At 61.8% G+C, this 21338-nt stretch carries 15 protein-coding genes; 6 read left to right on the top strand and 9 right to left on the bottom strand.

Annotation, left to right across the window (positions count from 1 at the left end; translation table 11 throughout):
- Positions 1-34: 34 nt before the first annotated feature.
- Complete coding sequence (locus tag BMZ42_RS03905; protein ID WP_244523142.1) at positions 35-2518, top strand: hybrid sensor histidine kinase/response regulator; 2484 nt, start codon at positions 35-37, stop codon at positions 2516-2518.
- A 52-nt stretch (positions 2519-2570) separates the two neighbouring features.
- Here the strand turns inward: BMZ42_RS03905 and ispG are convergent, their stop codons facing one another.
- Positions 2571-3821 (bottom strand): flavodoxin-dependent (E)-4-hydroxy-3-methylbut-2-enyl-diphosphate synthase, encoded by a 1251-nt coding sequence (ispG, locus tag BMZ42_RS03900; protein ID WP_091518845.1) that lies wholly within the window; start codon positions 3819-3821, stop codon positions 2571-2573.
- 239 nt (positions 3822-4060) lie between these two features.
- Here ispG and BMZ42_RS03895 point away from each other — a divergent pair, with 239 nt between their 5' ends.
- The 4 genes from BMZ42_RS03895 to BMZ42_RS03880 all read left to right on the top strand — a co-directional run bounded on the left by BMZ42_RS03895 (position 4061) and on the right by BMZ42_RS03880 (position 9652).
- Positions 4061-4843, top strand: a complete 783-nt coding sequence (locus BMZ42_RS03895; protein WP_091518991.1) for a 3-hydroxybutyrate dehydrogenase — start codon at positions 4061-4063, stop codon at positions 4841-4843.
- Positions 4844-5089: 246 nt separating this feature from the next.
- Positions 5090-6226 carry an efflux RND transporter periplasmic adaptor subunit gene (locus BMZ42_RS03890; RefSeq protein WP_091518842.1) on the top strand — a complete coding sequence of 379 codons (1137 nt, stop codon included), beginning with the start codon at positions 5090-5092 and terminating at the stop codon, positions 6224-6226.
- Between the two features lie 21 nt (positions 6227-6247).
- Positions 6248-9397: an efflux RND transporter permease subunit gene (locus tag BMZ42_RS03885; RefSeq protein WP_091518840.1), complete on the top strand. Its 3150-nt coding sequence runs from the start codon at positions 6248-6250 to the stop codon at positions 9395-9397.
- Positions 9398-9493: 96 nt separating this feature from the next.
- Entirely contained in the window at positions 9494-9652 is a 159-nt protein-coding gene (locus tag BMZ42_RS03880; protein ID WP_091518837.1) for a DUF3309 family protein, read from the top strand.
- A gap of 13 nt (positions 9653-9665) precedes the next feature.
- Here the strand turns inward: BMZ42_RS03880 and BMZ42_RS03875 are convergent, their stop codons facing one another.
- Positions 9666-10838 (bottom strand): MFS transporter, encoded by a 1173-nt coding sequence (locus BMZ42_RS03875; RefSeq protein ID WP_091518988.1) that lies wholly within the window; start codon positions 10836-10838, stop codon positions 9666-9668.
- A 232-nt stretch (positions 10839-11070) separates the two neighbouring features.
- Here BMZ42_RS03875 and BMZ42_RS03870 point away from each other — a divergent pair, with 232 nt between their 5' ends.
- On the top strand, positions 11071-11769 hold the full coding sequence (locus BMZ42_RS03870; RefSeq protein WP_175556622.1) for an SH3 domain-containing protein: 699 nt from the start codon (positions 11071-11073) through the stop codon (positions 11767-11769).
- On the opposite strand, the gene pyc is transcribed toward BMZ42_RS03870, so the two are convergent.
- The 7 genes from pyc to BMZ42_RS03835 all read right to left on the bottom strand — a co-directional run bounded on the left by pyc (position 11760) and on the right by BMZ42_RS03835 (position 21107).
- Positions 11760-15218 carry a pyruvate carboxylase gene (gene pyc / locus BMZ42_RS03865; protein ID WP_091518833.1) on the bottom strand — a complete coding sequence of 1153 codons (3459 nt, stop codon included), beginning with the start codon at positions 15216-15218 and terminating at the stop codon, positions 11760-11762. The two genes, BMZ42_RS03870 and pyc, sit on opposite strands and share 10 nt — an antisense overlap.
- A gap of 160 nt (positions 15219-15378) precedes the next feature.
- On the bottom strand, positions 15379-16479 hold the full coding sequence (locus tag BMZ42_RS03860) for a branched-chain amino acid ABC transporter substrate-binding protein (RefSeq protein ID WP_091518831.1): 1101 nt from the start codon (positions 16477-16479) through the stop codon (positions 15379-15381).
- Positions 16480-16666: 187 nt separating this feature from the next.
- Entirely contained in the window at positions 16667-16999 is a 333-nt protein-coding gene (locus tag BMZ42_RS03855) for a DUF6867 family protein (RefSeq protein ID WP_091518828.1), read from the bottom strand.
- Positions 17000-17012: 13 nt separating this feature from the next.
- Positions 17013-17750, bottom strand: coding sequence for an ABC transporter ATP-binding protein (locus tag BMZ42_RS03850; protein ID WP_091518826.1), 738 nt, complete (start codon positions 17748-17750; stop codon positions 17013-17015).
- Entirely contained in the window at positions 17747-18796 is a 1050-nt protein-coding gene (locus BMZ42_RS03845) for an ABC transporter ATP-binding protein (RefSeq protein ID WP_091518824.1), read from the bottom strand. Before BMZ42_RS03845 ends, BMZ42_RS03850 begins: the two co-directional genes overlap by 4 nt.
- Positions 18796-20178, bottom strand: a complete 1383-nt coding sequence (gene livM, locus BMZ42_RS03840; protein WP_210185200.1) for a high-affinity branched-chain amino acid ABC transporter permease LivM — start codon at positions 20176-20178, stop codon at positions 18796-18798. Before livM ends, BMZ42_RS03845 begins: the two co-directional genes overlap by 1 nt.
- Positions 20178-21107: an ABC transporter permease subunit gene (locus BMZ42_RS03835; RefSeq protein ID WP_091518821.1), complete on the bottom strand. Its 930-nt coding sequence runs from the start codon at positions 21105-21107 to the stop codon at positions 20178-20180. Before BMZ42_RS03835 ends, livM begins: the two co-directional genes overlap by 1 nt.
- Positions 21108-21338: the final 231 nt, after the last annotated feature.

The raw sequence follows: 21338 nt of genomic DNA, 5'->3' as shown, positions 1-21338 counted from the left end.
CAATTGTGAGCATTCTGGGGTGGAGTGGGTGGCAATGTCGTTTGCAGTAACGCGCGCCTATATGCGCGGCCGGCTGATCATAATCATGACCAGTTTCCTTCTGGCCATGGCCGGCGGCGTCAGCGTCATTGCCTGGCTTGCAGGCGACGCCCGCACCAATGTCAAATTCGGAGCGGTCGTTGATCTTCTGAACGAAGCGACGAGCGACGTCATCTACCATGCGCTGATGCTCGACCAGACCCGCCTTGAAGGCGAACGCTCCCGCCTACGTCCCGGCTCCGTGCCATTGGCAACCCATGCCGTCGCACTCGATCAGGGACGCGCCGCGCTACATGCCGCAACCCAGCGCCTGCAACGTACCTATGAGGTCTTCGCCATGGCCGCCGATGGCATGGTGCAGATGACGGAAAGCCAGCGAATTTCCGAAACGACTCCCGCGCCGCACTTCTCCGACGATACGCTGGAGCGCATCCTCGGCGACATTGACGGCGCCGCCGCCCCGGCGGCTCTCGTGGCGATCTGGACCGGCGAAAACGGGCGGTTCCCGCTCAAGCGCGATGTGCTTGAGGTCATCACGCTTGCCGAAAAGCTCGACGTCTTCTCCGACTATTCACTTCCCGCCGCGCAGCGCGTATTCGCACAGATGCAGAGCATTTCGACCGACAGGATCCGCCCGAACCTGGAGACCACCGTCGTCGAACTGCGCGCCGGCATGCTGGCGAATTATGACCGGCTGCAGGGCGTTCTGATCATCGTGGCGCTCCTGACCCTCGCCGGCATCGCGCTTTCCACGGCACTGGTCTTCGTGCCGATGATGCGGCGCATCACGATTGCGCATGATGAACTGCAGCAGGCAAATGCCTCGATGGAACAGGCTCGTGTGAAAGCCGAGTCCGCAGACCGCGCCAAGTCCGAGTTCCTGGCCAATATGAGCCACGAAATCCGTACCCCGATGAACGGCGTCCTCGGCATGGCCGAGCTGCTGGTTCGCACCGATCTCGACCAGCGTCAGAAAACCTTCGCCGACGTGATCCTCAAATCGGGCAACGCCTTGCTGACGATCATCAATGACATTCTTGATTTCTCCAAGATCGACGCGGGTCAGCTCAGTCTCGATCCTGCACCGTTCCGCATCGGCGAAGCGATTGAAGACGTCGTCACGCTGGTGTCGACACGGGTCTCCGAAAAGGATCTCGAACTTATCGTCCGCGTCGATCCTGATCTTCCGGCCTGCGTGGTCGGCGATGTCGGGCGCATTCGCCAGATCGTCACCAACATGGTCGGCAACGCGGTCAAGTTCACCGAGAAGGGGCATGTGCTGGTCAATGTCAGCGGCCATCAGCAGGACGGCACCGCCCATGTCACGATCACCGTCGAAGACACGGGAATCGGCATTCCGGACGAGATGCTGGAGCGGGTGTTCGAAAAATTCAGCCAGGTCGATGCCTCGTCCACCCGCCGCCACGAAGGCACCGGGCTGGGATTGGCAATCGCGGCGCGTCTCGTGCGGCTGATGGGCGGCGAGATCCACGTCACCAGCTCTCTTGGCAAGGGGTCCGCCTTCTGGTTCACCGTGCCGCTCGAAATCCACGAAGACATCAACCCGGAAAAGCCGGTGCCGGTCGACATCAGCGGCGCGCGCGTCCTCGTCATCGACGACAACAAGATCAACCGTGACATTCTGCTGGAACAGCTGCGCAGCTGGCATTTCGATTGTGCTGCGGCCGAAAGCGGCCAGATTGGCCTCGCCTTCCTCGACCGCGCTATTGAACTTGGCACAAGGGTCGACTGTATCATCCTCGATTATCAGATGCCCGAACTCAACGGGCTTGAGGTGGCGCGCCGCATCGCCGCCAATCCGGCGACATGGAACATCCCGGTGCTGCTTTTGACATCCGTCGACCAGGCGATCACAGGCCCGCTGGCGGCCGAAACCGGAATCTCGGCCCATCTCAACAAGCCGGCGCGCGCATCGGCTTTGCTGGAGACGTTGGTGGCGATCATGCAGGCGGCAAAATCAGCTCCCCGCAGTGCCCGCATCCAGCGGCTGCCGCAGCCGCCGCCGCGTTCTGTTGCCGTGCCACAGCCGCAACTCCCGCAAGTCCGGTCGCGCCATGGCGCAAATGACAAGCTCGACATTCTCGTTGCCGAGGACAACGAAGTGAACCAGCTGGTGTTCAGCCAGATCCTCGATGGTCTCGGACTGAGCTACAGAATTGCCGCCAATGGCAGGCTGGCTGTCGAAATGCACCGCCAGTTCAAGCCCCGCCTGATCCTGATGGACGTCTCGATGCCGCAGATGAACGGACTTGAGGCCACCGCAGCAATCCGTGACCTTGAGGGTGCCAACGCGCACACGCCGATCATCGGGGTCACCGCACACGCGCTGAAGGGTGACCGCGAAAAATGCATCGAGGCGGGCATGGACGACTATCTGGCCAAGCCGATCTCGCCCAATAAGCTCGCCGCCAAGATCAATGCCTGGATGGCGCAAGGCCAAACGGCCCTGCGCGCCTGATCGCGCTTATTCGGCGGCCCGACGCAGCTTTATTCAGCGGCCTGACGAAGCTTTATTCGGCGGCCTGACGGCCGGCACCAAAACGTCGCTCGATATAGTCGGCCAGCAGCTTCTGGAAGTCATCGGCGATCGCCGGTCCGCGCAACGTCATCGCCTTCTCGCCGTCGATGAACACGGGCGCTGCCGGGGTTTCGCCAGTGCCCGGAAGCGAGATGCCGATATCGGCATGCTTGGATTCGCCGGGGCCGTTGACGATGCAGCCCATCACCGCGACCTTCAACTCTTCGACGCCCGGATATTTCTCGCGCCACACCGGCATGTTCCGGCGCAGATCGTCCTGGATCGTCGCCGCCAATTCCTGGAACACCGTTGATGTCGTGCGCCCGCAACCGGGGCACGCCGCAACGATCGGCACGAACTGGCGGAAGCCCATCGTCTGCAGCAGTTCCTGCGCCACCTGGACTTCGCGGGTGCGGTCACCGCCCGGTTCCGGCGTCAGCGAAATCCGGATCGTATCGCCGATGCCCTGCTGCAAAAGGATGCCCATTGCGGCAGACGAAGCGACAACGCCCTTCGTTCCCATGCCGGCTTCGGTCAGACCCAGATGCAGTGCATGATCCGAGCGTTTGGCGAGTTCAACATAGACCGCGATCAGATCCTGAACCTGACTGACCTTGGCCGACAGGATGATCCTGTCGCGCGGCAGGCCGATTTCCTCTGCCAGTTCGGCCGAGATCAGCGCCGACTGCACGATCGCCTCGCGCATCACTTCCACCGCTGTCAGCGGCGATCCGGCCTTCTGGTTCTCGTCCATCAGCCGCGTCAGCAAATCCTGGTCGAGCGATCCCCAATTGACGCCGATACGAACCGGCTTGTCATGGCGGATCGCCAGTTCGATGATTTCGGCAAACTGCTTGTCGCGCTTGTCCTTGAAGCCGACATTGCCGGGATTGATGCGATATTTCGCCAGCGCGGCGGCACAGTCGGGATGATCGGCCAGCAGCTTGTGGCCGATATAGTGAAAGTCGCCGATCAGCGGAACATTGACGCCAAGACGCGCCAGCCGGTCGCGAATATGCGGCACCGCCGCCGCGCTCTCATCGCGGTCCACGGTGATGCGCACCATTTCCGAGCCTGCACGATGCAGCGCGGCCACCTGTGCGACCGTGCCATCAACATCGGCGGTATCGGTATTGGTCATCGACTGGACGACGACCGGCGCGCCGCCGCCAACAACAACATCTCCGACACGGACTCCAACCTTGCGGAGGCGTTCAAGAGGGCGATCAAGGAAGGGCTGCATCGGTTCACTCATCCATGCTTGGCAGGCAGCAGATATCTAGAGCAATTCCAGCAAAAGTGCGAAGCGGTTTTGCGTTCGCAATTGCGTCGAGCGAAAAAACTCCAGCTTGCCCGCGCTTCTAGCACAATCTGGCAAAATCGGCAGGAGAAAGACAGCTACCGTAAAAACGCTACCGGCGTTGGCAATCAATCGAAGCCGAAATAAGGTTCAACGGCGAAGCTGGAGCAATAGACATGGCGATGCTGACTGGAAAGACCGCAATCGTGACCGGATCGACTTCTGGTATTGGCCTGGCAAGCGCGCATGCGCTGGCCGCGAAGGGCTGCAACCTCGTCATCAACTCGTTTTCCGAAACCAGCGAGGACCACAGCACAGCGCGCAAGATTGCCGAGCGTCACGGCGTCGAGGCGGTCTACATCAAGGCCGACATGAGCAAACCTGCCGACTGCCGCGCCCTCGTCGAAAAGACCATCGCCCATTTCGATGGCGTGGACATCCTCGTCAACAATGCCGGCATCCAGCATGTCGCGCCCGTGGACGAATTCCCCACCGAGCGCTGGGACGCGATCATCGCCATCAACCTGTCATCGGCGTTCCACACCATTGCGGCATCTGTCCCGACGATGCGCGAACAGGGCTGGGGCCGCATCGTCAATATTGCGTCGGCCCATGGCCTGCGCGCCTCCCCCAACAAGTCCGCCTATGTTGCCGCCAAACACGGCGTCGTCGGACTGACCAAGACCGTCGCACTCGAACTTGCCGGCAAGGGCGTCACCTGTAACGCGATCTGCCCCGGCTTCGTCCTGACACCGCTGGTCGAAACGCAGATCAGCGACCGGGCGCGCGAACTCGGCTACGACCGCGAGCGCACGATCCACGACGTGATCCTCGCCAAGCAGCCATCGAAACAATTTGCGACCGTCGAGGAGATCGGCGCTTCGGTGGCCTACCTCTGTTCCGACGATGCCGCCCAGATCACCGGCACCACCCTGTCGATCGATGGCGGCTGGACCGCGCAGTAAAGATCACGGTGATCTTCCCCCTCAAGCTGAGCGGCAAAACATGGGCCGGCAACGGCAGTTGAGCCATCCTGCCGCACGGCGATATTCTGCTGCCAAATGCGACTATATTGCCTGATGAAAAAGGTATAGAAGTCGGGCACTTTCGATCCTTCTTGTGGCTTCCCGATTGAACGAGCATCACAAAGCTCCCATATCGGCATCTTCCGCAGGGGCAGATGGCGCAGGTGCGCCCGATGGATACCGGCAATGGCAAAATTGAAATTTCATAAAGTCGCGGCGGTCGCTGTGTTGATTGCAACTGCCGCATGGGTTCTTACCGGCGAATTTTCATCCGTAGGCAGCGCGGCCAGTGAAGACGGGGCAAAACCTTCCGAGGCTCCGGTCAAGGCCGCAGCGCCGATGCGCACTGTCGCCGTCGTCACGCCACCGCGCGCCGATCATGCCCGCGCCATCCGCATCTCCGGCTTTACCGATGCGGACAAGCGCGCCGTGCTGGCCACCCGCGCACCCGGCATCGTCGAGGAACTGCCGGTCAAGCTCGGCCAGCGCGTCAAGGCAGGTGACCTGATCGTCAAGCTGGAAGCTGAAGGCAAGGAGGCCACCGTCGAAACCGCGCGCCAGCTGCTTGCACAGCGCGAGGCCGAGGCCACAGCCGCCCGCCGCCTCAACCAGCAGGGCAGCGCGCCCAAGCTGCAGCTCGACACTGTCCTTTCCGCGCTTGCCGCCGCCCGTTCGCAGCTCGAAGCAGCGGTCGCTGATCTGGAACGCAACACCGTCAAGGCGCCGTTCGACGGCGTCATCGACAAGGTCGACGTCGAGCTTGGCAGTTCGGCGCAGGCTGGCGCGCCTGTCGCCACCTTGCTCAATCTCGACCCGATCCTGGCCCGCGGCGAAATCTCCGAGCGCGACCTTGGCTACGTCAAGGCTGGCGATGCCGCCAGCGTGCGTCTTGTCGATGGCACCGAGGTTGAGGGCGCCATCCGCCATGTCAGCCGCGACGCAACCTCCGCGACACGCACCTTCCGTGTCGAAGTCGCCATCCCCAACCCGAACGGAGCGGTGCCGGCCGGCATGACAGCAGAAATCACCCTGCGCGCAGCCCCTGTGCCGGCAATCATTCTGCCGCGTTCCGTGGTGACGCTCAGCGGCGAGGGCGATCTTGGCATCCGCGCCGTCGACCCGGACAACAAGGTGGTGTTCTACCCGATCGACCTTGTTGACGACACGGCAGGCGGCCTGATCCTTGCCGGCATCCCTGACGATGCCCGGATCATCGTGGCCGGCCAGGAACTGATTTCCGAAGGCGACACCGTCACGCCCGTGGAGGCCGACGCTGCGACCATCAACAAGCTGGTCAGCGAAGCGACCGGCTCGACCCAGTAACAATCCGGAGCACGGGTCCTGATGGATATCGTCAAGCTAGCCATTCGCAACGCAAGGCTGACACTGACCACGCTCGTCTTTTTGATGATCGCCGGGTCATTGGCCTATGTCTCGATTCCCAAGGAAGCCGAGCCGGACGTTGCCATTCCGATCATCTATGTCAGCCTGATCTATCAGGGCATTTCGCCGGAAGATTCCGAGCGCCTGTTGCTGCGGCCGGTCGAAACCCGCCTGAAGAGCATTCGCGGCGTCAAGGAAATGCGCTCCGCCGCCTATGAGGGCGGCGGCTATGTCCTGCTCGAATTCGACCCGTCGACCGATCTCAAGACCGCGCTCGACGACACCCGCAACAAGGTCGATGACGCCAAGCGCGACATTCCGTCGGGTGCGGAAGAGCCAACCGTCAACGAAGTCAACATCTCCGAGTTCCCGGTCCTCGTCGTCTCGCTGTCCGGCAATGTGCCCGAGCGGACGCTGACTTCTGCGGCACGCCAGCTGCGCGACCGCATCGAGGAAGTGCCGGGCGTGCTTGAAGCCGATCTGCGCGGCGCGCGCGACGATCTGGTCGAGGTCATCATCGACCCGATGAAGCTGTCGTCCTACGGCCTGCGGCTTGACCAGTTGCTGCAGGGCGTCGGCGCGTCGAACAGTCTTGTTGCCGCCGGTGCGCTCCAGGGCGCGGAAGGGCGCTATGCGGTCAAGGTTCCGGCCCTCATCGAAACCGTCGAGGACGTTGCCAACCTGCCCATCGTCGCCGGCCCCAACGCAGTCGTGCGCGCGCAGGATCTGGCCACGATCCGCTCCTCGCACGCCGACGCCGAGACGATCACGCGGCTCGACGGTCAGCAGGCCATCGCCATCGAGGTCAAGAAGCGGACCGGAGCCAATCTCGTCGACACAGTTGATGAGGTGAAGCAGATCGCGCTGGCGTTTCAGGAGCAGCTGCCGGAAGGCATGACTGTCACCTACACGCAGGACAAGTCGGTCTTCATCAACCAGCTTCTCGGCGAGCTCCAGAACCACGTTCTGATCGCCGTCATCCTGGTCTTCATCGTCATCCTCTACGCCCTGTCGGGGCGTTCGTCGGTCATCATCGGGCTGGCGATCCCGTCATCCTTCCTGATGGGCATCCTAATGCTGGCGCTGATGGGCTTCACCATCAACATGATCGTGCTGTTCAGCCTCATTCTGGCGGTCGGCATGCTGGTGGACGACGCGATCATCGTGGTCGAATTTGCCGAACGGCGCATGTCGGAAGGCATGCCGCGCGAGCAGGCGTTCGAGCTTGCCGCCAAGCGTATGGCCGGCCCCGTGGCCGCCGCCACGCTGACCCGTATCGCCGCTTTCTCGCCGCTGCTGTTCTGGCCCGGCATCATCGGCGACTTCATGAAATACATGCCGATCACGCTGATCGTCACGCTCGCCGCCTCGATGCTCTACGCGCTGGTGTTCACGCCGACCATCGGCGCACGCTTTGCCAAGGCCCATGTCCACGAAGAGCACGAGAACCGCGACGGCTGGTACATGGCGGTGGTCAAGAAGGCGGTCCAGTTCCCCAAAACCGTGCTGATGGGGGCCGTCGGCCTGCTCGTCGGCGTGATGTTCGCCTATTCACATTATGGCGCAGGCGTCGAGTTCTTCCCCAATGTCGAACCCGACTACGGCCTGCTCTACGTCCATGCGCGCGGCAATCTCTCGCTTGCCGAGATGGACGCTGCGACGCGGACCGCCGAGGACCGTCTGCTTGGCTGGCCTGGCGTCAAATCTGTCTATACCCGCGTTGGCCAGACCCGCGGTGCGCAGGACGTGCCCGAAGACGTCGTCGGCGTCATCCAGTACGAATTCGTCGACTGGCGCGAGCGCAAGCCCGCCCATGAAATCCTCGATGATCTGCGTGCGGTGATGGCCGGCATCCCCGGCGTCGAGGTCGAGGTGCGTGTGCCCGACGCCGGCCCGCCGACCGGCAAGCCGATCCAGATCCGCCTCTCTGCGGCAGACCCCGCCGGTCTCGATGACCACGCCCGCAAGGTTGCGGCGGCCATCGCCAGCATTCCCGGCGTCATCGACATCCAGGACGGCCTGCCGCCACCCGGCGTCGACTGGGCGCTGACCATCGACCGCACCAAGGCGGCGCAGTATGGCGTCAGCCCCGGCATGGTCGGAACGGTCGTGAGTCTCGTGACCTCGGGCCTGAAGCTGACCGATTACCGCCCCGCCGGGTCCGACGACGCCGTCGACATTCGTCTGCGCCTGCCGGAAGACCGCCGCACTTTGTCGACGCTCGACCAGTTGCGCGTCGAGACGGCTCAGGGCGCGGTGCCGATCTCCAACTTCATCACCCGCAAGCCCGAGCCGCGCTCCGGTGTTCTCAACCGCATCGACGGCGAGCGCACCATTGTGGTTCAGGCCAACGTTGCCTCCGGCATGCAGGTGGCGAATGTTCAGGACGAGGTTGCGAAAACGGTTGGAGCGATGGATCTGGGCACGGCCAAGTGGAAGCTTGCCGGCTCCAGCCAGGAAAGCGACGATGCCAGCGCCTTCCTCGCCAACGCCTTTGGCGCGGCGATCTTCCTGATCTTCATTGTCCTCCTCGCCCAGTTCAACAAGTTCACCAGCGTGCTGCTCGTGCTGATGACCGTGGTGATGGCCACGATCGGCGTGTTCCTCGGCCTTCTGCTGACCGGTCAGCCCTTCGGTATCATCATGTCGGGCATCGGCGTGATCGCGCTCGCCGGCGTGGTGGTCAACAACAACATCGTGCTGATCGACACCTATGACCGGTTGCGCGAGGAAGGCTGGAACAAGATGGACGCGGTGCTACAGACCTGCCGCGAGCGTGCGCGCCCGGTGGTTCTCACCGCCGCCGCGGCAATTCTCGGCGTGCTGCCGATTGCCTTCGGTCTTGGCCTCGAACTGTTCCACCACGAGACGACAATCAATGCGCCGTCGACCCAGTGGTGGATCTCGCTGTCGAGTGCCATCGTCTACGGCCTCGCCTTCGCGACCGTTTTGACGCTGGTCGTCACGCCGTCGGCACTGATGGCGTTCACGCGTGACAAGCGGCCCGAAGGTCAGCCTGGCTTCTTCGCCCGCCTGTTTGGCCGCAAGAAGAGCGGTGCCGTTTCGACTGGCAGCGAAGCTGTCCAGCCGGCACAAGGACCAGCCGAATAAACCTTAAGCCCGGCGACACATCATGCGTGTCGCCGGGAACCATTCCAGACCACCAGACATTGTTTTCCCGTTGACGCATTTTGCGAAGGGGTCACCATGTCACTCGGTACAATTCTCGTTATCATTCTCGTCCTCATCCTCCTCGGTGCCATTCCCGCATGGCCGCATTCGCGCGGCTGGGGCTATGGTCCATCCGGCATTCTCGGCGTCATTCTGGTGGTGGTGCTGATCCTGCTTCTGATGGGACGCATCTAGCAACAACAGCGCTTTAGCGCCGATGGGTGAAGTCCGCGCTGCGCACCAGGTCGGCCTTCACGCAGACGATCACGAGCAAGACGGCGAGCGCCACATAAATGGGTCCAAAACCCGTGCGCTCGCCGACGAACCCAACGACCGAAGGCGCAACCAGAATCCCGGAATAGCCCATCGTCGTCACGACACTCATCCCGGTTCCCGGTGCCACGCCATCCTGATTGCCGGCCGCCGAAAATGCGATCGGCACCATGTTGGCGATCCCCAGACCGGCAAAGGCGAAAGCGCCGATCGCCACTAGCGGCGACGTTGCAAGACCGGCCACGAGTATCCCGGTCGCGGCAATCAGAGCCGAAACACGCAGCGTGCGAACCGCCCCAAATCGTGCCCGCACCCGATCGCCCAGAAAGCGCATCACAGCCATTGCACCGGAGAAGGCGGCGAAGGCAAAACCTGCCATTGCAATGTCCGCCCCCAGCTCCTGCTGCAGATAGAGCGCAGCCCAGTCGAGCACCGCCCCTTCCGGGATCATTGAAAACAGCGCCACAGACCCGATCAGATAGATCAGGGGACTGGACGGCCAGGAAAACCTGGTCGCCTGCCTGTGTTCATCAACCTGCCGGTGCGGATCGGCCAGCAGAAAATGCCACGCTGTCAGAACCACGGCGAGCACGACGCCCGTCACGACCCCGGCATGGACCAGATAGCCGGCCTTCTGAATGGCGATGCCACCGAGACCGCCGCCAAAGAATCCGCCAAGGCTCCAGAAGCCATGCGAAGACGACATGATGGCACGGCCCAGATGCTGTTCGACGGCCACCGCATTGGTGTTCATGGTCACGTCCATGCCGCCGACAGCCGCGCCGAAAAACACCATCGCCGGCATCACCGCCCAGAAGTTTGGCGCAAGCACCACCAGCGGCAGTCCAAGACAGGACATCAGCGCGAACACCCGCAACACCCGGCGAGAGCCATGGCGTCCCATCAGATAGCCGCAGGACGGCATGGCGATCAAAGCGCCTATCCCGAACAGCAGGATGAGCACGCCGAGCAATGTCTCGTTGATCGCAAGCCGGCTCATCACCAGCGGAATCTGCGGTGCCCAGCTGCCGATGATGAACCCGTTGGCGAGAAACATCGCCGTCATTGCCCATCGTCCAAACCGGGCCTGTCGTTCTGTAATGGTCATGCCGAAACCCTTCATCCGGGGCGCACGCTAGATCGGTTCAGGCTGCCGTCAAGCGCCATTGTGACTACGCGGGCGTCGCGCATTCACACGCAGCAGATCACGATGTGGGATTGCCGCAATACGGACCAATACCGGCCACATTCCGGTTCCAAGAAAGCTGCGAGAGCCCCGGCGATCTTTTTTTGCTGACGAAGCGATTTCGCCGATGGCCGCACGAGCGGAGAATCCTGTCATGAAAAGGTTTTTCAGGGCCAAACCACCAAAGGAAACACCTTTCCTTTCACCCCTGTCCCAGCAATCGAGCCCCCCGATCTCCTTCAGCGAGCGTCTGCCATCTGCCCTCGCCCCCATCGCTTTCACAATTGTCGGTGGCCTGGCGCTGGTCGTCGTGATCGCCAGCCTGCTTCATACGGCAGATATCGAGGCGCAAGCACCCGCTCAACAGGAGCCTGCGGCAACGATCGCGCAAACCGCTTCCGTTCAACCGGCCACGCCGCCTGCACAAGAGCCAGCAGCGGTGACTGAAGCGACGATCAGCGACGAAGGTGCGACAGTTCAGGCCGCGCCTGACCCCGCCGCAACCGGATCAATCCTTTCTGCAATTCCAACCGGAAACGCGCTGCTGCCTTCGGTCGAGGTCGCCGAAACCGAGGCCGAGATCGCAGCGCTGGAATCGAACCAGCGCGCTCGAGGCCATGATGCTTCCGACAGTACCTCCGGCCAGACCGCCATCGGCACGGCCGACAATCTGCGCAACGCCACCACCACCGGCCATGTCAACATGCGCTCCGGCCCGAGCGACGAGGCCGAAGTGCTGGCCGTGGTGCCGGCGCGCACCCGCATTCAGGCCGAAGCCGACTGCAACTGGTGCGCGACCGTCTATGAAGGCCGCTCCGGCTATGTCTACAAGAGCTTCCTGTCCTACGAATAGACGACGAGCAGATCCTTGGCGTCGACCTGATCGCCCGCCACCACGAGCACTTCGGCGATCTCGCCGTCGCGCTCGGCATGCAGTGCCGTCTCCATCTTCATCGCCTCCAGCGACAACAGCACGTCTCCAGCAGCCACCTTCTGGCCGACCTTGATCAGAACGGTCGAGACTGCGCCTGGCATTGGCGCAGCAACGTGTCCGGCATTGCCGGGCTCCGCCTTGCGTCGCGCGCGGCTTGCGGCGGCGCCATGTCGGCGGTCCGGCACCTTCACGCGGCGCGGCTGTCCGTTCAGCTCGAAAAACACCGTCACCATGCCCTTGTCGTCGGTATCGCCGAGCGCAAGACAACGGATGACCAGCGTCTTGCCGCGTTCGATATCGACCTGAACCTCTTCTTCCGGTGCCATTCCGTAGAAATAGGACGGAGTCGGCAGGACGCTCACCGGCCCATATTCGCCCTGTGCAGCGGCAAAATCGGTGAACACTTTCGGATACATCAGCCAGGAGGCGAATTCCGCATCCGACAGTTCGCGCTCCAGCGTCTGCTCGATGCCCGCCCGGTCCGCGTCAAGATCAGCCGGCGCCAGCAGCGAGCCCGGTCGCACGGTGATCGGCGTGTCGCCCTTCAGCGCCTTTTTCTGCAAGCCCTCCGGCCAGCCGCCCGGAGATTGCCCCAGATCGCCACGCAGCATCGACACCACCGAATCCGGGAACGCGATATCCTTGTGGGGATTTTCGACATCGGCGACGGTGAGGTCCTGGCTTACCATCATCAGCGCCATGTCGCCCACCACCTTCGAGGATGGCGTCACCTTGACGATATCACCGAACATCAGGTTGACGTCGTGATAGGCCTGCGCCACTTCGTTCCAGCGCGCGTCAAGCCCAAGGCTGCGTGCCTGCTCCTTCAGATTGGTGAACTGGCCTCCCGGCATCTCATGCAGATAGACCTCGGAAGCCGGCCCCTTCAGGTCACTCTCAAAAGCGCGATACTGGTTGCGCACGCCTTCCCAATAGAACGAGATGCGACGGATCCAGTCGGCATCGAGCCCCGTATCGCGCGCATCGCCGTGCAGCGCCTGCACGATTGAGCCGAGGCACGGTTGAGACGTATTGCCCGACAGTGCGTCCATTGCCGCGTCGATCGCATCAACACCCGCCTCCACCGCCGCCAACACGGTCGCAGCCGCAATGCCGGATGTGTCGTGGGTGTGGAAATGGATCGGAAGCTCGGTTTCCTCGCGCAGCGTCCTGAAAAGCACTTTCGCCGCCGCTGGCTTCAAAAGCCCCGCCATATCCTTGACCGCGATGATATGCGCGCCCGCCGCCTCCAGTTCCTTCGCCAGCGAGACATAGTATTTCAGGTCATACTTGGCGCGTTCCGGGTCAAGAATATCGCCGGTATAGCAGATCGCGGCCTCGCACAGCTTGCCTTCCTCGATCACCGCGTCCATCGCCACGCGCATGTTCTCGACCCAGTTGAGACAGTCGAAAACACGGAAAAGGTCGATCCCGCCCTCCGCCGCCTGCTTGACGAAATAGCGCACGACATTGTCGGGATAGTTGGTGTAGCCGACGCCGTTTGCCCCACGCAGCAACATCTGCAGCAACACGTTTGGGGCCGCCTCGCGCACCTTGGCGAGCCGCTCCCAAGGGTCTTCGGTCAGGAACCGCATCGACACGTCGAATGTCGCTCCGCCCCAGCATTCCAGCGACAAAAGCTGCGGCAGCGCACGCGCATAGACCCCCGCAATACCGGCAATGTCGAAGGTGCGCATCCGGGTTGCCAGCAGCGACTGATGCCCATCGCGCATCGTCGTGTCAGTCACCAGCACCCGCTCTTGTGCCCGCATCCATTCGGCAAATTTGCGCGGCCCGAGTTCTTCCAGAAGCTGGCGCGTGCCGTCCTGAATGTCCGCTTCGATATAGGGCACGCGCGGCGCGGCGACATGCGCATCCGGTTGCGGTCGACCGCGCGTCTCGGGATGGCCGTTGACCGTCACATCGGCAAGATAGTTCAGAAGCTTGGTGGCGCGGTCCTGGCGACGCACATGGGTGAACAGTTCCGGCGTCGAGTCGATGAAGCGCGTCGTATAGGAATTGTCGCGGAAATGCGGATGGCCGATGATCGCTTCGAGAAAGGTCAGATTGGTCGCCACGCCGCGAATGCGGAATTCGCGCAGCGCCCGCTCCATGCGTGCGATCGCTTCGTCCGCCGTCGCGCCCGACGCGGTCACCTTGACCAGCAGCGGGTCGTAATAGCGGGTGATGATCGCGCCCGAATAGGCCGTGCCGCCATCGAGCCGGATGCCGAAACCGGCAGCCGAGCGGTAGGCGGTAATGCGGCCATAATCGGGGATGAAATTCTGCTCGGGGTCTTCGGTGGTGATGCGGCACTGAAGCGCGTGACCGTTGAGATGAATGTCGGCCTGCGCCGGCACGCCTGATTCCGGCGTTCCGATCACCGCGCCTTCCAGCAGATGGATCTGCGCCTTGACGATGTCGATGCCGGTCACCTGCTCGGTCACCGTATGCTCAACCTGAATGCGCGGATTGACCTCGATGAAGTAGAATTTGCCGGTGTCGGCATCCATCAGGAACTCGACCGTGCCTGCGCCGACATAATCCGTCGCCCTGGCAATCTTCAGCGCGTAGCCGCTCAGTTCGTTGCGCTGGGCGTCGTCCAGATAGGGTGCCGGCGCGCGTTCGACGACCTTCTGGTTGCGCCGCTGGATCGAGCAATCGCGCTCGAACAGATGCACGGCATTGCCATGCGTGTCGCCGAGCACCTGCACCTCGACGTGGCGCGCGCGCTCGATCAGCTTTTCCAGATAGACCTCGTCCTTGCCGAAGGCGGCCCTGGCCTCGCGCCGTGCTTCGTTGACCTCGCGCGCCAGATCCTCTCTTGCGCGGATGACGCGCATGCCGCGCCCGCCGCCGCCCCAGGAGGCCTTGAGCATCAGCGGATAGCCGATCTCGTCGGCCATCCGCGCCACCTCTTCGATGTCGTCCGGCAGCGGTTGCGTTGCCGGGATCACCGGCACGCCCACATCGATGGCAAGGTTGCGCGCCGCAACCTTGTTGCCAAGCTTGCGCATGGTGTCGGGGCGAGGACCGATGAACAGGATGCCGGCTTGCGCACACGCATCGGCAAATTCGGGGCTTTCGGAAAGCAGCCCATAACCTGGATGGATCGCATCTGCGCCGGACAGCCGGGCGACACGGATCACTTCCTCGATCGACAGATAGCTCTCGATTGGCCCCAGATCACGCTGCAGATGCGGGCCGCGCCCGACCTGATAGGATTCGTCCGCCTTGAAGCGGTGCAGCGCGTATTTGTCCTCCTCAGCCCAGATTGCAACCGTGGTAATGCCCAGTTCATTGGCAGCCCGAAATACGCGGATTGCGATTTCGGAACGGTTGGCGACGAGTAGCTTCCTGATCTTCACGCGGCTCTCTCCCTGCGAACAGAAATTCGTTGGGGCGGAGAATACGCGCACAATGCTGCAACGCAACCCAAAATGGTGCTTTGCAATATTTTCGTGGCTACAAAAAAACCCGGCAGTTTCCCGCCGGGTTTTTTTCAGATCAGCAACGTTTCGGCTGCTATCAGTTCTCGAGATAGTCGTAGCTGCCGTTCTTCCACTCGTAGAAAACGTAGCCCGGCAGCTTGATGTCGCCCTTCTCGTCGAAGTTTGAATCGCCCAGAACGGTCTTGAACGTGCTGTCGTCGAGCTGCTTGATGACAGCCTCACGATCGGTGGAGCCGGCCGCCTTGGCCGCATCGGTCCAGGCCTGGATCGCTGCGTAGGTGTACAGCACATAGCCTTCCGGCTCGACGCCCTTGGCGCGGAACTTCTCGACCAGCGGCGCAATGTCGGGGTTCTTGCGCGGGTCCGGCGAGAATGTCATCAGCGTGCCTTCGCCGGCATCGCCGGTGATCGCCCAGAACTCGTCGGTGACGAGCGCGTCGCCCGAAACCATCACGGTGTCGAGCCCCTGCTCGCGCATCTGGCGCGCCATCAAACCGGCCTCGGTGTGATAACCGCCGACATAGAGAACGCCAATGCCCTCGGCCTTCAGCTTCGAGACCAGCGCGTTATAATCCTTTTCGCCAGCCGTATAGGCTTCGTACATGGCAGGCTTGCCGCCGAGCTTTTCATAGACCGCCATCGTCGCGTCGGCGAGACCCTTGCCATAAGCGGTCTTGTCGTGAACGAAAGCGATCTTCTTGTCGGCAAACTTGTCCATCAGGAAAGCGCCGGCAACATCGCCCTGCTGGTCATCGCGGCCGCACATGCGGTAGATGCCAGGCCCCGGTCGATTGTCGGTGTAGGTCGGGTTGGTCGAGCCGGGCGAAATCTGGATGATGCCTTCTTCGAAATAGACCTCCGAAGCCGGGATTGACGAGCCTGAGCAGAAGTGACCGGCCATGAAGACCACGCCTTCCGAAGCGGCCTGGTTGGCGACAGCAACGGCCTGCTTGGGGTCGCATGCGTCGTCGCCGACAAACAGTTTCAGCATTTCGCCATTGACGCCACCAGCGGCATTGATGTCCTCGACGGCCTGTTCGGCGCCAATCTTGAACTGCGCACCGAACGAGGCGTACTGCCCCGTCATCGGCCCGGCAGTTCCGATGAGAATGTCAGCGAATGCGGGGCCGGAAAATGCGACGCCAAGCGCAACGCCTGCCAAAAGTATCTTTTTCATGCTCGCTCCCATTAAACACCAGACGATGATGCGCCGGAAGGGATGGTGTCGATCCCGGACCCGACGACCTGCGAGTGCTTGCGACCCGCTTGATTGGTATAGAAACCGAAATCTCCGGTTAAATAAAGACCAGTTCTTTCGAACGTAAAAGACAGTAAACTGTAAGCCGCGACTTTCATCTGCTGTGTCAACCCCGCTGCTCTGCGCCGAGGAAGCCATATTGTCGTGCCATCTGCTTGCGCCGCGTCACCCTGAAGCCGACAAGACCGATGCAGACCAGCACGATCAGGTCGACGAGATAATAGTGCAGCGACAGCAGCGTGCCCTGAAACAGGGCGAAATGAATGAACCGCGTCGCCAGCGCCAAAAGCACCATGTAGACGATCAGCTGCCCGATGCCATTCCACACATTCGCCATCGCGCGGCCCGTCATATAGGCGGCCCCGCCTGCCAGGATGACCGTGACAAACAGGAACTCCCACATGGTGACTTCCCAGATAAGCGTGTTCTGATGTTCCATGTTCGCTCTCCGCTCAGTGAACGCCGCCTTCAAGGTAGGCTGCACGAACTTCATCGCGTTTCAGGAGTTCTGCGCCGGTGCCACTCATCGTGATGCGGCCATTGACCATCACATAGCCGCGATGCGCCAGCTTCAGCGCGTGAAAGGCGTTCTGCTCGACGAGGAATACTGTCAGCCCTTCGGTGCGATTGAGTTCGAGCACCGCGCCGAAAATCTGCTTGACGATCAGCGGCGCCAGCCCCAGCGAAGGCTCGTCCAGAAGCAGGAGCTTGGGCCGGCTCATCAGGGCGCGCCCGATCGCCAGCATTTGCTGCTCGCCGCCTGACAATGTTCCGCCGCGCTGGGCCGCCCGCTCGCGCAGACGCGGAAACAGCGCGTAAACCTTATCGAGATCGTCCCTGAAATGACGCGGGTCGACAAGTTGCGCCCCCATCTGGAGGTTTTCCAGCACTGTCATGCGGGGAAAGATCCGGCGTCCTTCAGGCGACTGGGCAATGCCCCGCCGCATGATTTCATGCGTCGGCATCGTCGTGATGTCCTGCCCGTCATAGTGGATCGAGCCGCGTCTGGCCTGCGGCGTGCCGCAGATGGTCATCATCAGCGTCGATTTGCCGGCGCCATTGGCGCCGATCAAGGTCACGATCTCGCCGCGATGGACATCCATGTCGACGCCGCGCAGCGCGATGATCTTGCCGTAATAAGTCTCGACGCCACGCACCGAAAGGAGGGCGTCCTGTGCTTGGCTGCTCATGCGTCGCCTCCCGTCTTGCCGTCTTCGTCAACGGTGCCTTTCGGGATCGTCAATCCGGCTTCCTCCACCGCCTCTTCGCCGATTGCCTGGACGACCAGTGCGGCGATTTCGGGCTGCTCCTCGATTTCCTCGTCATCGACGCCGAGATAGGCGGCAATCACGCGGGGATCGTTGCGCACGAAATTGGCATCGCCATCGGAGATCTTCACGCCATAGTCGAGCACGATGATATGGTCCGAAATCTCCATCACCACACCCATGTCGTGCTCGATCAGCAGGATCGAGGTCTCATGGTTCTTGCGGATATATTGCAGAAGCTCGTTCAGTTCCGACGATTCGCGCGGGTTGAGGCCAGCTGCCGGTTCATCGAGACATAACAGCAACGGCTCCGTGCACATCGCGCGGGCAATTTCCAGCCGGCGCTGATCGCCATAGGGCAGATCGGCCGCCGGGTCGTCCGCGCGGTCGATCAGCCGGACCTGTTCCAGCCAGTAGACCGCCTTGTCGATCGCTTCCTGCTCGGCCTTGCGGAATCCGGGCAGTCCGACGATGCCGCCCAGCGTGAAGCCGGAGGCCACCATCAGCCGGTTGTGCTGCGCCACCAGGAGGTTTTCCAGCACCGTCATGCCGCCAAACAGGCGGATGTTCTGGAAGGTGCGCGCGACTTTCGCCTTCTGCGAAATCTCGAAGTCGGGCATCCGTTCCAGCAGGAAGACGCCGCCTTCAGGCGTCTTCTGCGACTTCAGTCCGCCCGCCGTCAGCTGCCTGATCGCGTCGAGCTGCTGGCCCGGCCCGTGGCGCATGGCAATGCGCCCCTCGGTCGGCTTGTAGAAGCCGGTGACGCAGTTGAAGACGGTTGTCTTGCCAGCTCCGTTCGGCCCGATCAGGGCAGTGATTTCGCCCCGCCCGACATTGAACGACAGATCGTTGATCGCGACCAGACCACCAAAGCGCATCGTCAGATGCTCGACGGTGAGAGCCGGATCATTATCCCACGAATTCTGGGTGCCGGTCACGTCCGGCGCTTGCACTGCTGCAACAGCCATCAGTGTCCCTCCCCCTGAGCCACCATGTCGGAGCCGATCTTGTTTTTCTTCTTGAGCGCCACGGAAGGTTCTCTGGTTGAAACGATGCCGCGCGGCTTCCACACCATGATCAGCACCATCGCCAGCCCGAAGATCAGCATGCGGTACTGCGTCGGGTCGAACCCGTCGCCGAAAATCTGGCCCAGGAAGCCGATGTTACGCAACAGTTCGATCCCGCCGATCATCACCACCGAGGCGATGACGACACCGATCTGCGAGCCGAGCCCACCCAGAACCACGATGGCGAGGATGATCGCCGATTCCAGGAAGCTGAAGCTTTCGGGCGAGATGAAGCCCTGCCGGGTGGCAAAGAACGAACCGGCAAAGCCGCCGAACATCGCGCCGATGGCGAACGCCGTCAGCTTGGTGTTGGTGGTGTTGATGCCGAGCGAGCGGCAGGCGATCTCGTCCTCGCGCAGCGCTTCCCACGCCCGGCCAATCGGCAGGCGGCGCAACCGCATCGTCACGATATTGGTGATGATCGCGAGGATGAAGATGATGTAATAGAGATAGATGAAGCGGTGGATGGTCGAAAATTCGAGCCCGAAGAAATCGGCAAAGCCACCCTCCCCGCGCGTGAATTCGAGCCCGAAGAAAGTCGGCTTCGGAATGCCCGAAATGCCGTTCGGCCCGCCGGTGAAATCATACCAGTTGAGCAGGACGACACGGATGATTTCGCCGAAGGCGAGCGTCACGATGGCGAGGTAGTCACCGCGCAGGCGCAGCACCGGAAAGCCGAGAATGACGCCCCAGAACGCAGCCAGCAGGCCTGCCAGCGGCAGCGCGCTCCAGAAGCCGATGAACTCGAAATGGGTCGACAGCAGCGCGAAGGAATAAGCGCCCACGGCATAGAATGCGACATAGCCGAGATCGAGAAGCCCCGCGAGCCCGACCACGATATTCAGGCCCCAGCCGAGCATGATGTAGGTCATGATCAGGATCGCCAGATCGATGAACTGGCGCTGCTGGCCGGGAAAGAAACTGGTGAAGAAGAACGGCAGCACCAGCGCAAACAGGAACAGCGCCCGGCCCAGCCACTTGCCAAGTCCCGGCACTCTTGCGCCGAGCCCTGCACCCGCTCCCGACAACATCCCCGTCACCGGCCGGTCCGTCTTGAAAACGAACAGGTTGAGCAGAAGACGAACGCCGAAAACGATGGCGATAGCAGTGAACCACAATCCCCAGCGGGTTGTGATCGCCAGTCCTCCGGGCACGATGTCCGTGCGCAAGGCGAGGAAGAAGAACCCGAGAACTGCGGCAAGGAAAGCCGCCATTGCGGCATCCTTGAGCGATGCGGCGAACGTGTTGCCGTTGCCGTTTTTATCCATGGCAGCCACTGACATCACACCTTCTCCACTTCAGGTTTGCCCAGAAGGCCGGAAGGCAGGAAGATCAGCACGATGGCGAGGATCGAAAACGCCGCCACATCCTTGTATTCGACGCTGAAATAGCCCGACCAGAACACTTCGATCAGGCCGATCAGCAACCCGCCGAGCATTGCGCCCGGCAGCGAGCCGATGCCCCCCAGCACCGCCGCCGTGAACGCTTTCACGCCGGCAAGAAAGCCGATGTAGAAATCGATCACGCCATAGAGCAGCAGGAACATCATGCCTGCCACCGCCGCAAGCGCTGCGCCCATGACGAAGGTCAGCGAGATCGTGCGGTCGACATTGACGCCCAGCAGCGCCGCCATCTTGCGGTCCTGTTCGCAGGCGCGCTGCGCCCGGCCCAGCGAGGTGCGGGTGATCAGCAGCGTAAACGCGGTCATCAGCACCACGGTCGTGACGATGATGATGATCTGCATGTAGGACAGCTGCACCACGATGGCGCCATTTGCCGTCGAGCCTTCCATCAGGGTGATGCCACCCTGAATTTGCGGCGGCAGCGGCTTGACGCGTGCGCCCTGCGTGACCTGCACGAAGTTCTGCAGCACGATCGACATGCCGATGGCGGTGATCAGCGGCGCGAGACGAAACGAGCCGCGCAACGGTCGATAAGCGAGACGTTCGACCGTCCAGCCCCAGGCCGAGGTGAACAGCATCGCCACGACCAGCGCGAGCAGGAGAACCAGCGGCAGGAAGGTGAATCCCAACACGCTGGTGAGAATAAGGAAAACGGTCAACGCGATGAAGGAACCGATCATGAAGATATCGCCATGGGCGAAATTGATCATTCCGATGATGCCGTAAACCATCGTGTAGCCGATTGCGATCAGACCGTAGATGGAGCCCAGCGTCAGCCCGTTGATAAGCTGCTGTACGAAATATTCCATTGCTTATGCGACCCCTCGAGAATGTCGTCGAACGACGCATTCCTCTTTATTTGGTTACGCCTAGTGGTAGTCACTCGCAGCCGGAATGCAACGATATTATTTCAACTCTCGACTGTCATTTATGCGGCCAACACCTTGGAAGGCATAGTAGTCGTACAAATGAACGGGTCGTCTGCTGTCGACCTGACCGGCCAAAACGATATGGCGATCAGTCACTTCCTCTAATTGTCA

Source organism: Aquamicrobium aerolatum DSM 21857 (genome assembly GCF_900113935.1).
Taxonomy (GTDB): Bacteria; Pseudomonadota; Alphaproteobacteria; order Rhizobiales; family Rhizobiaceae; genus Aerobium; species Aerobium aerolatum.
The sequence above is the reverse complement of the archived record's forward strand: the minus strand, read 5'-3'. Positions and strand labels throughout refer to the sequence as shown.

Coding starts and splice junctions, on each gene's coding strand:
- BMZ42_RS03905 (WP_244523142.1), top strand. CDS start 35: ATGTCGTTTGCAGTAACGCGCGCCTATATGCGCGGCCGGCTGATCATA.
- ispG (WP_091518845.1), bottom strand. CDS start 3,821: ATGCAGCCCTTCCTTGATCGCCCTCTTGAACGCCTCCGCAAGGTTGGA.
- BMZ42_RS03895 (WP_091518991.1), top strand. CDS start 4,061: ATGCTGACTGGAAAGACCGCAATCGTGACCGGATCGACTTCTGGTATT.
- BMZ42_RS03890 (WP_091518842.1), top strand. CDS start 5,090: ATGGCAAAATTGAAATTTCATAAAGTCGCGGCGGTCGCTGTGTTGATT.
- BMZ42_RS03885 (WP_091518840.1), top strand. CDS start 6,248: ATGGATATCGTCAAGCTAGCCATTCGCAACGCAAGGCTGACACTGACC.
- BMZ42_RS03880 (WP_091518837.1), top strand. CDS start 9,494: ATGTCACTCGGTACAATTCTCGTTATCATTCTCGTCCTCATCCTCCTC.
- BMZ42_RS03875 (WP_091518988.1), bottom strand. CDS start 10,838: ATGACCATTACAGAACGACAGGCCCGGTTTGGACGATGGGCAATGACG.
- BMZ42_RS03870 (WP_175556622.1), top strand. CDS start 11,071: ATGAAAAGGTTTTTCAGGGCCAAACCACCAAAGGAAACACCTTTCCTT.
- BMZ42_RS03860 (WP_091518831.1), bottom strand. CDS start 16,479: ATGAAAAAGATACTTTTGGCAGGCGTTGCGCTTGGCGTCGCATTTTCC.
- BMZ42_RS03855 (WP_091518828.1), bottom strand. CDS start 16,999: ATGGAACATCAGAACACGCTTATCTGGGAAGTCACCATGTGGGAGTTC.
- BMZ42_RS03850 (WP_091518826.1), bottom strand. CDS start 17,750: ATGAGCAGCCAAGCACAGGACGCCCTCCTTTCGGTGCGTGGCGTCGAG.
- BMZ42_RS03845 (WP_091518824.1), bottom strand. CDS start 18,796: ATGGCTGTTGCAGCAGTGCAAGCGCCGGACGTGACCGGCACCCAGAAT.
- livM (WP_210185200.1), bottom strand. CDS start 20,178: ATGTCAGTGGCTGCCATGGATAAAAACGGCAACGGCAACACGTTCGCC.
- BMZ42_RS03835 (WP_091518821.1), bottom strand. CDS start 21,107: ATGGAATATTTCGTACAGCAGCTTATCAACGGGCTGACGCTGGGCTCC.